Annotated in this window: 8 protein-coding genes and 1 pseudogene; 2 read left to right on the forward strand and 7 right to left on the reverse strand. The window is 43.6% G+C overall.

What is annotated here, in order from left to right; translation table 11 throughout:
* Positions 1-45 precede the first annotated feature (45 nt).
* The 6 genes and pseudogenes from tnpA to FDP09_RS18685 all read right to left on the reverse strand — a co-directional run bounded on the left by tnpA (position 46) and on the right by FDP09_RS18685 (position 9,077).
* Positions 46-485, reverse strand: a pseudogene (gene tnpA / locus FDP09_RS18655) (IS200/IS605 family transposase).
* A gap of 92 nt (positions 486-577) precedes the next feature.
* Positions 578-3,919: a glycosyl hydrolase 115 family protein gene (locus FDP09_RS18660; protein ID WP_187328710.1), complete on the reverse strand. Its 3,342-nt coding sequence runs from the start codon at positions 3,917-3,919 to the stop codon at positions 578-580.
* Between the two features lie 283 nt (positions 3,920-4,202).
* On the reverse strand, positions 4,203-5,231 hold the full coding sequence (locus tag FDP09_RS18670) for a serine hydrolase domain-containing protein (RefSeq protein ID WP_137404108.1): 1,029 nt from the start codon (positions 5,229-5,231) through the stop codon (positions 4,203-4,205).
* An 81-nt stretch (positions 5,232-5,312) separates the two neighbouring features.
* A complete protein-coding gene (locus FDP09_RS18675; RefSeq protein ID WP_137404109.1) occupies positions 5,313-5,888 on the reverse strand; it encodes a hypothetical protein in 576 nt (191 codons plus the stop codon).
* A gap of 214 nt (positions 5,889-6,102) precedes the next feature.
* Positions 6,103-8,064, reverse strand: a complete 1,962-nt coding sequence (locus FDP09_RS18680; protein ID WP_137404110.1) for a CASTOR/POLLUX-related putative ion channel — start codon at positions 8,062-8,064, stop codon at positions 6,103-6,105.
* Positions 8,065-8,396: 332 nt separating this feature from the next.
* On the reverse strand, positions 8,397-9,077 hold the full coding sequence (locus FDP09_RS18685; RefSeq protein ID WP_137404111.1) for a DUF7832 domain-containing protein: 681 nt from the start codon (positions 9,075-9,077) through the stop codon (positions 8,397-8,399).
* Between the two features lie 190 nt (positions 9,078-9,267).
* Between FDP09_RS18685 and FDP09_RS18690 the strand changes: the two genes are divergently transcribed.
* Positions 9,268-10,125, forward strand: a complete 858-nt coding sequence (locus FDP09_RS18690; RefSeq protein ID WP_222840299.1) for a tyrosine-type recombinase/integrase — start codon at positions 9,268-9,270, stop codon at positions 10,123-10,125.
* Positions 10,115-11,260, forward strand: a complete 1,146-nt coding sequence (locus tag FDP09_RS18695) for an IS91 family transposase (RefSeq protein WP_137404112.1) — start codon at positions 10,115-10,117, stop codon at positions 11,258-11,260. Before FDP09_RS18690 ends, FDP09_RS18695 begins: the two co-directional genes overlap by 11 nt.
* Before the next feature lie 263 nt (positions 11,261-11,523).
* On the opposite strand, the gene FDP09_RS18700 is transcribed toward FDP09_RS18695, so the two are convergent.
* Positions 11,524-13,077 (reverse strand): tetratricopeptide repeat protein, encoded by a 1,554-nt coding sequence (locus tag FDP09_RS18700; RefSeq protein WP_229683530.1) that lies wholly within the window; start codon positions 13,075-13,077, stop codon positions 11,524-11,526.
* Positions 13,078-13,140 lie beyond the last annotated feature (63 nt).

Consider the following 13,140-nt stretch of genomic DNA (forward strand, 5'->3'; position numbering starts at 1 on the left):
TGCACTAGAAGTGCATAGGTTAGTTCAAGAATGAAATTCTGATACTTACTCTAGGATAAAATTATCCTGATCGTCAGTATTCGAGATGTCTCGATGGTGCTCTAAATACTCCTCAACCATCGTATCGGTTATATTTCCTGTACTCCAAGCACCATAACCAATAGCCCAAAAAGGCGACCTCAATAGCGTTTGTTTAATTCAGGACACTCCGATTGAAGACGTCGTGAAGTCCGGCCTTTCATACGCTTTACCAAGTCGCAAATGGAATGCTTCGGGCTATATTGAATATGCATGTGAACATGGTCCTTACTTATTACACTCTGAAGAATCCTAACGTCTTATGCATCACATATTTGTTTCAGCAAATCCCTACAGCAGCGTTGATCATGTCCTCGTAGTACCAGATAATGATACTTGGTAACCCAAAATATGTGGACTGTCAACCAACTCACTGTATGGTTTCCTCGGAGCTTGCTTGATCCCATTTTTTCAATTTAAAAAATTTATCCTAAACTGAAAGTCTTGCACTGAAAGCGCATCATTTTCACTAGCGATTGAGACCAATAAATAAAAAAGGTTATGGTAAAACATATGATTGAGCATCTCCAAAATCAATCGTAATCCGATCAATTGATACGGAAGGATCTGTTCCCCATAGTTTTAGCTGATACGTACCAGGCTCCAGTTTCATCTCTACTTCACCCATCATGCGACTTTCCAGTACATTGTCAATCCAAGGCTGCCCTTTGGACTTACTTCCCATTTCAAAATCCACCCACTGTGGGGAGTCGTCCCCAATGCTAATGGCACATCGCAATTGCTTTGATGGAATCAGTGGAAAGCCCGGTACAGCCTCTACCCGAACCTTGCCTTGTCCACCGCGGGTAACCACCACATCATATACCAGCACGGGGCTATTTCGCGGTACATCAGACAGCTTCTCAACATACCAACCATTCATCGGTGACAACAACATGGCTGAACCACTGCGCCCCAATCCCGTTAATGGCTGAAAAGCGCCCTGCGCTCCTGCCTCTTTTCTGCTAAAGTCACTTGCCTGCATCGAAATGACCCCGTTGGCTTCCACAAAATCTCCGGGCTGGAAGCCCACCTGTGGGCTGTTTACGGCAAGGGCTACCTCATAGTCTTGGTGACCGTTAGTGATCGAAACGTGGCCATGTAGGGCACCTTCGGAAGGCATTTCGTCATTATTGAGGCTGACCCAAATACGGTCTTGTCCACCGTGCAATTCACCTTTCTCTTTGCTCAAAATGATCCAGGGTTCGCTGGCATCGGCAGCCCACGCTTCCTTGGTCTCTCCCCTGCTGTAAACGTCGATAAAATATTGCTGATCCCTATACCGGTCAAAATTAGGCAAGTAATGTTCATTGCTATACCGGGGTGGCATATCCTGTGATGTTTGGACAAACTCCACTCCATACAATTTGGCACCATCTTCCCCGGGGTGGATGGTCAGTTTATTCACGCCAGGTTTAAGGACGAAATCATGGGCTTTCAGTTTCTTGTTTCGCCCAACGGCCTCTTCCGAACGGTAAGGCGGTTTGTCATTGAGTGTAACCCACCATGAATCACTGTCGGTGTCTGGATGATCAACCGATAAATAAAGCGTATGCACCCCTCCAGGCTTATCTCCCAGGTCAAATTCAAATTCGGCCTTGGTATCACTTCCGATTTCATAAGGGATCACGTCATAATACGGCTCTTCAATTTTCCGCTGTGTCCCATCATCCGGCCAGCTGATATAGGTTCCTTCCGCATCCGTACCTTTCACCAACTCTCCAGACAACTGCGCCTCAGTTACACTCATGGTAATTTCATCGCCCCTGGTAGTCACGGTTGGCTGGCTGCCCTGAACAGGCCGAATCGGTGCTGATTGTCCCTCAATGGCGACTCCAAGCCCCCTTTTTTCTTCTGTGGCGACACGCTCCGTGATCGGTTCCCAAAAGACCAAAGAACCCTTCTTATAGCTAGGACTTTTATCCACCACATGTTCCCATTTGCCATTGGCCACTTCTTGGTTATAATACGCTGTCAGCTGGCTTATTTCAGCATGTGCAGCAAAAGCCGAATCACTGAAAGCATTTGCTACAGCCCTACCTTGCTTGGCATATTCCCGGCTTTTAAAGGCGTACAGCCACTTCTCATTCATCGCTGCAGCGCCTGCTATTGGGTAATATACCAATTGGAAATATGTATCCTTTGCAGCTTGGGGGATTTCTGCCATGATTTTTTGGGCTTTGGACCGTAACTCCTGGTAGCGGTGAATGCGCTTTTCTACCTCATCGCCATCATCCCACAGACTCCACGAAGGATCACGGATAGGCGTCCATCCGTTCCATTGGGATTTGTTGAATCCCATAAACTCAGGTTTTCGCTCAGTGGCCAGCCGATGGTATTCCCACATCAGGTCAGCAATCTCCTTGCTATGCTTTTCAGCAATGTCCCTTGAGGCCACCTGTTCAAAAAACCGATGGATATTGTCCGGATTCCAAGTATCGGTATTCCAGGCCAAGTCCATAAAAAACTCCATGCCCCACTCGCGGCGCTTCAGCCCTCCCACATTGGCAATCCATATTTGGTTCATCTGCTGCAGTGATGCCCTGGTCAGTTCCCGCCATACCAAAGCTGGGCTCATCGGAGAAAGCCATATATACGGATGCGGTGCCCCCAAATAGGACAAGTGGTAATAAAATCCCGCACCGCCGGAGCGTTGTTGCTCCGCGGCTGTGGAAAAACGCTTGAGGTAGCCGTGATTATCATCAGGCCACATGATGGTGATATCATCGGGGAGCTCCAAGCCGTTTTCATAGATCTCCAGTACTTCCTTATAAGCAGCAAAGGACTGGGGCACCTTGGTAACCTCCTCATTGATGTACTTGCCGAGTAGTTTCCGCTGATCGGAAATCACCCTCTCGAGGCCTTCCACCTTCTCCTCTAAGGAGCCAAAACCTTCCATTCCCGAATCGTGAACACCGCGCATTCCCACGGAATATATCGCATCCATCCCTGCACTCTCCTTCACCCGCTCCTCCCAATAGCGATAAACTGAAGCCGCATTGCTCCGATAATTAAACCTCCCCATTGTTTTGGAATCCCATTCTCCTACGTTGTTTCGTAGCATGGGCTCAGCATGGGAGGTGCCCACCACCATCTCCCATAGCTCGGCCGTCTCAGCATTGCCCGGCACGGTAAAAAACGCTCGGGTGTTTGGATGCATCCCTGGCCATATCGCATTGCCTTTTAGCCGAAGGAGCAGCTCATAAATCTTGCCGTAGGTCTTGGGGCCCATATTACCCACTGACGGCTCAAATGTCTTCGATGCCCAAGGTTCCAGCCCCCAGCCTTCGTCATTGATAAAAATGCCCCGGAATTTTACAGACGGAGAATTGGAAAAACTATCCTCGGCATTTACCAATAATGCTTCCTTGTGCTCAATCGGGGCATCGGCCCACCAATACCAAGGGGAAATCCCGATCTCTTTCGAAAGGTCAAAGACGCCATAGGCAGCGCCACGCGGATCACTTCCCACGATATACATGGCTTGGTCAATCCCCGGTGCAGGAGCATCCCCGAATACACGGCCGTACATCTCCCACTGGTCAGCGAAGGTGGATACATCAATAGCCTCGGCCACCAATGGAGACTTGCTGTCTGCGATGATGATCACATTGCCCTCTACATCCTCCAAATGCGTGTGGACTTTTGGCTGCTTGCCGGTTATGGCCTCGATATCCTTTGCCAACAGGTGGGCCACAATGGAGTCCAGGGCTGAGTTTTCGATGTCATACACAATGGATGCGACGCGCCCTTCAGCCACAATGGCAAATTGGGCTTGAACATCGTAAAAACTTAAAAAAGTGATCCAAAAGGTCAGCAGTAGCTTGATGATTTTGTGCATATTATTTGTTCTTCTTCTATTTTTAGTGGTGATTTTGGAGGAATGTATTATTTTTTTTCTGCCAATGGTGCTCATACATTAAATGGACGAAAATCCCGCCTATCCCGAAGGCAAGGCATAATGATGAAAAGAGCCTAATGTCCCATTTCGCAAATCTGTAAGTTTCACTCGCTTAAAAAACCCAATATAGTTAAATTCCACCATTGCTCTCAAAAGAAATAGTGACGGAATATTCCAACTGGCATATTGCATGACCCCATCAGGTAAATCGACAGCTAAAAGGCTAGCTTTTCTTTCGAATGATTTTAACAATTCGGTTAATTATAATTTCAGATAAATTCCATTCATAACCATTAAAATCTGTCGTACTGATAAACTGAACCACTACCGTGTCTATATCTTTGTGGTATTCGGCAAGGCTTTGATACCCCACCACCAGACCTCCATGGTTATATTCATAGGGGTAGATTTCTTGTTCTCCTTCGTCAAAAACCGAACCGTCGTTTAAGGCCCGCAAGAATACCCCCACATCTTTTGCTGTTGCTAACATTCCATTGTCACGGGCTTTAAAATCCTCCTCAACTCCCATATAATATCCACTCATGACATCATCTAAATCGACTTCAGAAATTGAAAAAAAGGTGTCTTGGAGGTTCAGTGGCATCAATATCCTCTCCTTGATATATTCATTATGGTCATACCCCAAAACATCATCCATAATCTTGCGAAGCAATAAATAATTGGTATTTGAATATTCATATCCCTGATCCGGTTTAAAACTGGCTGGTAGGTCTAGGGCAAACGCTAAGGCATTTTTGCCATTTTCCGTTTCATTTTCCCAATAAGCTGGGTTATCCGTGAAGTTTGGAATACCTGACCGGTGTTGGATCATCATTTTTAGGGTGATTTCTTCCGCATTTTCAATGCTACCTTTGAGCTCTGGAAGATAATCAGTGAGCGTTTTATCAAAAGACAGGCGCCCTTCTTTTACCATTTTAGTGGCCGCTACAGCCGTATATAACTTGCTAATACTCGCAATTTTGAAGAGTGATTTTGGGTCACAAGGTATTTCATTTTCTCTGTCCTTCCAGCCACCCGTATAATATTGTGGTGGCTTTCCTGCTTGGTCCACATAAACAATCATTCCATCAAATCCATGTCCAATGGCTTCATCTACTTGTTCCTGAACCGTATCAGGTAATGGTAATACCCACGCCTTTACTAAAATCCATGGTACAAAAAACATAGAAATGGCTGTTCCAACGAATAACAACAACCTGACAATCCACTTAGCTTTTTTGTTTTTTATCATTTTTACGTTGAGCGTTGAGCATTCCCAGCACCACTCGTTTAATACCGCATTGCGGTTTGCCCGTTCCTGCCACACGAATGCTTAGTTATCGTTTACTGGCTTTATTTTATTATTCATTTTTAGTTTCTCAAGAATAAAAGTCATCAATTCACGAGGTTTTGTCAATTGCTCAAGTTCTTGAGGTTGATATTTTGATTCAATCATTAAAACTGTTTGTCCAAAAGGAATTTGTTCGTTTTGGTATCTATCAAACTCCTTAATTGATAATTTTAGGTCAGGTAGATATGAAGTGACTTTCTCAATTTTTTCAAGAGGTATAATACCAATTACAGACCTATCTGTAGATTCAACCATAAGCTTGTCAGTTGAATTAAATATTCTTTTCCAAAGAGATTTTCGTTCAACAGTCATCCTCCATTTTTTATCGAGTTTAATGAGTGAGACCATTGTTAATCGGTGTCCAACACGAAAAGATAAACCAAGTTCAGCAGATTTATTGAATTTATTCTCGTAATAGACTCGAAATCCTTGAAAGTCTTCTGTAGCCTTATATAATTCTTGCTTTCCATAAAAGTAGTTGTTCTCACCACTTTCCTCTTTCAAGTCATAATCCCCTACAAAGGATTTCCAATTATCATCTATTTTTCTCCAATTCATTATTTGTCGTTGTTCAGCTTACTCATAACGGCCGTAGCTATGGCAAGTGCGGGATTAGAAGGCACTTACCTTTCCGTTTAGCAGTTAATTTACTTTTTGTAATTACTGTATTGCCACTGTACATCATGCCTGATCTGCCTATGGCAAATCAGCATATAGCAAGTACCGCCTGCTAGCTGCCCCATTAATTCTACTCTTATACGGTGCCCGATGTTCAGTAAACCGTGGTCAATACAACTACCTTCACCTCCGGATTGATTTCTAAATTTTTGAATTTCCCGGGGTTAAGCAGGAGTTTTTCATCATTTTTATGGCTTTGATTGTCGTGGTAAATCCCCAGTGCGATTTCCCCAAATTCTGCGGCCTTATTTTCGAGCTCAGAAAAGGTTATAATTCCGGCTTCCAATCCATATTCTTCGATGTTCCTGAAGATGATTTCCGCTCCCCCAGCGGTAAAAAGCTCTTTGCAAATGCTGTGTACTTCTCTTTGCAGGGCAATTCCTGCCAGGAGGTTACTCAAAATCAAGGGACTAATAATCACCTCTGCCTTATATTTTCTCAGCAAGGCTTCATTGTCCGGATCAGAAAGTTCTAGAACAACATTGGGCTTTTTACGCCCACTTCCCAGCAGCTCCTCAAGCAACACATAGCCTACAATCGTCCGGGCATCCGCCTCTTCCTTCTCCAAAACCCGCTCGCTACTCATCAGCAACACATTGTCGTATGCGGTGGGGTTTAGGTTTTTGAGCACGGATCCATTCACATAATCTTCCTCAATGTGCTCTAATGTCACCCTATCGGTAAGGTTTTCTATCTTACGAAGCTCCACCTCACGCTTTGCTGCCGGGTAAACCGCAACCATCGTAATATCATAAAATTCATCTTCATAGGTACAAAGCTCTCTCACCAAAGCAGGGATGTGGTGATTCCAGCCCAGGATCAGAATCTTCACTACTCCCTCCTGCTCCTCCACTTTTAGCTTATGCCTTATTTGGATAGGTGGTTTTTGCTGGATGGAGACATTTGGATTTAATTCAATATCCGATGAATTTCGGGTAATAAACACCAGACGGTCTTCTTTTTCGATGGTAAAATCGGGTGCGACATTGAGCATGGGAGTCAGTCTATCGGCCACCCGCCGGACTACCCCCAGTAATATCGCTTTGGGAAAGGCTTGTTTCAGGTCATGCACCGTCTCGCCGACTGCCCCCGGATATTCACGACAAAATATATTATTGTTTACACTGTGGTTCAGCAGTTCGTTATAGACAGCAGACAGGCCTTGATGCCGTATGTTTTGCGCGAGCAAGCGACTGATGATGGTATTGCTCCCAATCACCTCCATTGGCCCATTATAGGCCCGATAAGCCGCTTTGATTTTACTTTTATCCTGTATCTCGGCGACGACATAGGGAAACCGGCCTTTGACCGGAGAATCTTCCGCTTCGGCATTCAAGGACAATAGGGTCTTTATTGTTTCCACGTCCGGAGTGATTAGTTCCTTGCCCGTGTAGGCCGAACTAGGGATAATGATCGCTGCTGCGTTCAGGCTATCCACCCTCTTGAGGTGTTCGCGGTCAATGGGAATTCCGGTGCGAAGGATAATTTCATCTGCCCCTTTTCCGATCAGGGGATTATCGCGCAGTTCTTGCAGGAGCTCGGGCGTCACGTCTTCCGCCAGGATAATCAAGTTGAGCCTTTTGGCTCCATAAAACCTTAAAAACCTGCGCAACCGGCCGACGGATTGGAAAATCTCCCCAGCGGTATGTATGGTCTTGGCATTCCAGCCTAAAATCAGAATGTGGTTTTTTGCGGATACAGGAGTGAAGCCCTGTTCGAGGCTTCTTATTTTTATGTTTAGCCAAGTGGTAATGATGGCTACCATAGAGCCTAAAAAAACCACGTATCCAAGCACAGTTAGAATGGTCGAAATAAACCTCCTCCAGCTCCCTTCATCATCTCCCAGATACCCCGGGTCTGACAAGCGCAAAAAAGCCCACCAAACTTCCTCACCGAGAGACCTGGTCGATTCATCTGAAGGCATCACCAGCAACCCACCCACCAAAGAAATCAGGCCAATCAGCAATGCCACAAACAGCAACTGAACATGAGCCCCCTTCACAAACTGCCGTTCCAAAAAAAATTTAAACCTTTCTTTGATTCTAAATCTTTTCATTCATTTGGTTCCTTTCAGTTTAAAATCAATGCCATCTTCGCTCAAATAGAGTGACTGCAGCATTTTGGTAACTTCCAATTTGATTATACGCTTTCTTGCCAGTAGATTTTATTTCTCACAGAACACCCGGAATGAAATAAGGCATTTTTGTGGTTTCTGTGAAAACTTATTTAATATTTCTGTGATTACTGGTGTCGAGCTCGGCTATGAGTAGTTGCGTGGGTTAGCACTTAACTTTGCAAGTATGTACCAAACTGAAAATCCGCGAGGATTTTCAGAAGTAAGCGAGAACAAGCAATTACTTATAGCCATCAGCTGTAGACAGTTTTTATTCAGTTCAATTTCCACCATTTTGGTTTTTTTGATTTTTCCCAACTTTTAAATCGTTTGTTCAAAATTGGTTTTAATTTTTCATAATTCTCCCAATTATCTTGAATATGATAAAGTGTTGGTAAGTCAGAACCTAAAGTTTTGGAATAATCCTCTAAAAATTTCCCTTTCTCGTAGTATTTGTAGGTAAATTCATTTCCTAATTCAGTCAAATCATCGTCCATTAAAACACCGTCACGATTACGTTCAAAAAATTCAGCTCCAGTTAGTTCCTTTTTTTGGACTTTTGAAATTTCAGAATTTAAAAAGTCATCTCCATTCGTGTCGAAAAGTCCTTTTTCAATTATCCAAGTCAAATAAAATCCTGTGTGTACATATCCTTGAAAAATATCCAATTCTTCTGGGAATTCTCCTCTAAAATGCCATTTCGCTTTATCATAAACTCCATTAAAATCAGTAGGTCTTTGTTTTGAATTAACTTCTAAATATTTTTTATCAAGAAATTCCTGTTTCAATTTATTCGCTTCATTAATAGCATTTTCATTTGTTCCGCAATGTTTCCCCCATTTTGGTCCACCTGTCTTTTTAACTTTTCCTTCTCGAACATTCAGAATTTCTTTGTCAACTTCTATTTCGACAAAGTCAGTTGTGACTCGATTTTTCTTTTCTAAACGGATTCTCATCTCAAATTGGCTACAACGTTCAATATAAAATGCGTTTTAATGCATTTTTATACAGTGTTGAACGAATCCTGCTAAGGCAGGAAGCCAGCAGTTATTGCCGTTTCTTCCTACATTAGACTTATCGTAAATTTTAAACATTTTAAGCTATGAAAAAAAAAAGCAATCTTTCATTGAAAAAGCCTGTGAAAATGTGCCAGGCTATGATTTACAGCTCAAAAGGCTCAGAAGGTCGATAACCATTTCCGGTAAAAGTCAAAGCTCCCTGACCAACTATGCCCGATGTTTGGCCCATATGGGATTGCATCTCAACTCTAACCTGCTTGAACTTGACGACGAAACCATTCAGGACTATCTCCATTTCCTCAAGCGTAAGCACCATACTCCCTCCGACAGTTTCTTCAAGCACACCGTTTACGGACTCCGCTACCTTTTTCGAATCTTTGGCCGAAAAGAAAGTAGCGTCATTCTGCCCTCCATCGAAAGACCCAAAAAACTCCCTGTCGTCCTTAGCCAGCAAGAGGTCAAGGAGCTATTAAAAGCCCCAAAGCTACTCAAACACCGCCTAATCCTTGCTTTACTTTATGGCTGTGGATTACGGAACTTTGAATGCTGCAAGCTCAGGATAACCGATATCGATCTTGACCGAAAAATGCTACATATCCGGGAAGGGAAAGGCCGAAAAGACCGATATGTCCCCCTCTGCGATCTTCTGACGAGAGGGATTAAAACTTATTTGGAAGCAGAAAGACCTGTCCAATATCTTTTTAACGGCAAGAACAGTGCCGGTGAACCTGTACCGCTTAGTACTAGGGGCGTACAATGGGCCGCACGGGAGGCGAGAAGGGCCAGTGGCATCCGCAAACAGGTCACTGCACATTGCCTTCGCCACAGCTATGCCACCCACCTGCTCGAGATGGGCACCGATATCATCACGCTCAAGGAACTCCTCGGGCACGTGGACATCAACACCACACTGGTCTACCTCCATGTGGCAAGGGTCGGCAGGAAGGCCCCGTTCAGCCCACTGGAAAAACTCTATGGGGCCTAGGCCTGATGCCGTCCAGCTTGCCGATATCATCAGGGCCTACCGGAACGGGATTCCTGCCATCACTTCCAATACCTGGAAGGCCCGTACACTCTATGCGCTGATGCGCTGCAGGACCGCCGAAATGGGCGGGCATATTGACCGATGTGACAACCCAACATGCAACAGGCTCCACATCAGCTATAACAGCTGCCGCAACCGCCACTGCCCCCGCTGCCAGGGACACCTGCGCGAACGTTGGATACAGGACAGGGAAAAAGACCTATTAAATACACCTTACTTTCATCTCGTGTTCACCCTGCCCGATACCCTGAACCCCTTGGCCCTGCAAAGGCCCGCCATGCTCTACCAGCTGCTCTTCCGTACCGCATGGTCAGTGCTCAGGGATTTTGCCGCAAACCCCAAGTTGGCAGGTGCAAAGACAGGAATGGTAAGTGTTTTACATACATGGGGCCAGAACCTCAGCCTCCATCCCCATCTGCACTGTATCGTCCCGGCCGGCGGGCTGACCCCATCGGGAAAATGGAAGGCTTCCCTCTCCAAGGGACGTTTCCTTTTTCCGGTAAAGAAAATGTCTATGGTCTTCAGGGCAAGAATGGTGCAGGCACTAAGGGAAAAGAAGTTGTTGGGCCCGGACACTGCAAGGCTATTGTTCTCCAAAAAATGGGTCATCTACTGCAAAAGGCCATTCTTCGGACCCAAACAGGTCATCGAATACCTGGGCAGGTACTCCCACAAGATCGCCATCAGCAACCACCGCATCCTGGGCTTACAGAACGGAAAGGCCCGCTTCTCGGTAAAGGACTACAGGCAACAGGGGAAAAGGAAAAACTGTGAGCTGGAAGCAGGAGAGTTCCTCAGGAGGTTCTCCCTCCATATCCTGCCCAAGGGATTTACCCGCATCCGGCATTACGGCATCCTGGCCTCGGCATTCAAGAAAGACCACAAGGCCACTATAGACTGCCTGATCGGCGAAGTGCTCCTGAATAAAAACGAAGAGCCCCTTTCCCCATTCAGGAAATGTCCATGCTGCAGGACCGGTACCCTGCATACAGTCGCTTGTTTCGACCAAAGGGGGCCACCAGCCTTTTGGGTGAACAAAATCAGAAAACAACAGTCGGTACACCAAACGGTGTAAGGGGAAACCTATGCCCAAAAACCAAAAAACAGCCCGTAAAGCTGCCCAAAGGGCTATAAGCCATGCAAAGAAAAACCTAAAATCCAACAAAAAGCAGGCAAAAAAGCCGCTCAGGTACCAGATTTTTTAAGCTCCAACTCCAAAAACACAAAAGGGGAAGAAGCTTTCCCCATAATTACCCCTTTCCCATCACCACTCGTTCAACACTGCATTCAGACTAGGCTGTTCCAGCCGTCAGAATGCTTAGTTATTACCTGCTGGCTTTATTCCTTTAGTTTTTTTAATCTCTCAATTGCATTTTGATTATTTGGATTTAATTCCAATGACTTTTCGTAATTCAAAATAGCTTTTTGATAATCCTTATTGTAAAAATATGCCTCGGCTAAACTGTCGTATAAATTTGCTGATTTTGGATAAATATGTAAGGCTAACAAAATGACATTATATCCTTGTTCTTTCTTTTTAGGATTAAATGACAATCGTAATCCTAAAGTGTTCAACATTCCTTCTTGAAGTTCAAGACTTGGATGATTGATAATTGTTTTCTCATATAGTGGAATTAAATCTTGATAGTCTTGCTTGAATGCTAAATCATTGAAATCTTGATATGTAAAATCTTTTTCGATAGCTTTTTTTGTTTGTTTAGAAATCAAAATATCGGAAAATCCGTTTACAGTAGGATTATTTTCAATAAAATTAATCGACTTTTTCTCATTTTTTAGTGTCGCATTCAAAAACTGTAAGGTATGTTGGCACAGCAAATTATAGGAAGCCATAATTTTCTCATCACTTTTATCTTGTCTTTTATCACGATTAGCGAATAAGATACCAAAGGAACTAAAATAAGAATGCGTAAGGTTGTGAAATCTATATCTGTGAATATTGCTATATTTTAAAGAATCATACAGTTGAAATTTGTAATTCAACTCTTCAGGTATTTTGTCCGTAGTAAGAACTTCCTTCGGAATCTCTTTTTGAGCAAAATGGACATAAGGAATGTCAAACCTATCTAAATTGAAATAGGGTGATTTTTCCAAGACTGGATAATTGTATCTTTCTGCTCCGTCCAAACTTACAACTGCACTTATATTCCTGTTTTTCATAACGGTTATTGCGTTAGACAGTCCACCAAAACTAAATCCCATTAGTGCCACTTTTTTGAAATCGATATTCTTGAAGCTGTGAATTTCTTTGAGAAGGAACTCTACATCTCTTGACTGTGTTTCCATATCTTTTGTGGTTGCTCCTTCTAACCAACGTGTGTCTGTTCCTCTTGAAGGGCTTGATATGACAACGAAGCCGTTACTTGCTAAATATTCGAATAGCGCAAAATTCTCAATTGACGAGGCTTGATAACTTGGTGCATAAACTACTACTGGAAATTTTCCGATTAATAATGTTGGATTAGAATAAGCATTTACCCTTTCAGAAAGATGAGCCTTATTTTCTGGCGTGTTCCATAAATAAGGAAACCAATCCAACAGAAAGTAATTTGGTAGATTTTTCCATTCTTCCTCTTCTTTTAAGACCTGCAAATAATTTAAAACCGTTAATTGTTTAGACTTACTATTCGCTATTGTTGCTGGATACCAAATACTTACTGGGATTGGTCTTTCAATAAGTTGGTTGTTAAACTCATTGTGAATTCGATAGGTTCTCGTACTATCATTGACTGTATAATGCTTAAAGCCTACTTTATATTTTCCAGCTTTAAGTCCGATTTCCTTTAAGGATGTCTGTCCGTAAGATATTGTGGATAGTAATAAACCTGTAATGAATATTATTAATCGCATTGTTTTTGAATTAGTGTCCATCATAAAGATGCTTTATTTTGATTATTGTTACAGGTCTTTTTTCAGCTTGCAGGTAACGGTCTCGTG

Source organism: Echinicola rosea (genome assembly GCF_005281475.1).
Lineage (GTDB): Bacteria > Bacteroidota > Bacteroidia > Cytophagales > Cyclobacteriaceae > Echinicola > Echinicola rosea.

Excerpts from the sequence above, each read along its gene's own strand:
- FDP09_RS18660 (WP_187328710.1), bottom strand. The coding sequence starts at position 3,919 with ATGCACAAAATCATCAAGCTACTGCTGACCTTTTGGATCACTTTTTTA.
- FDP09_RS18670 (WP_137404108.1), bottom strand. The coding sequence starts at position 5,231 with ATGATAAAAAACAAAAAAGCTAAGTGGATTGTCAGGTTGTTGTTATTC.
- FDP09_RS18675 (WP_137404109.1), bottom strand. The coding sequence starts at position 5,888 with ATGAATTGGAGAAAAATAGATGATAATTGGAAATCCTTTGTAGGGGAT.
- FDP09_RS18680 (WP_137404110.1), bottom strand. The coding sequence starts at position 8,064 with ATGAAAAGATTTAGAATCAAAGAAAGGTTTAAATTTTTTTTGGAACGG.
- FDP09_RS18685 (WP_137404111.1), bottom strand. The coding sequence starts at position 9,077 with ATGAGAATCCGTTTAGAAAAGAAAAATCGAGTCACAACTGACTTTGTC.
- FDP09_RS18695 (WP_137404112.1), top strand. The coding sequence starts at position 10,115 with ATGGGGCCTAGGCCTGATGCCGTCCAGCTTGCCGATATCATCAGGGCC.
- FDP09_RS18700 (WP_229683530.1), bottom strand. The coding sequence starts at position 13,077 with ATGATGGACACTAATTCAAAAACAATGCGATTAATAATATTCATTACA.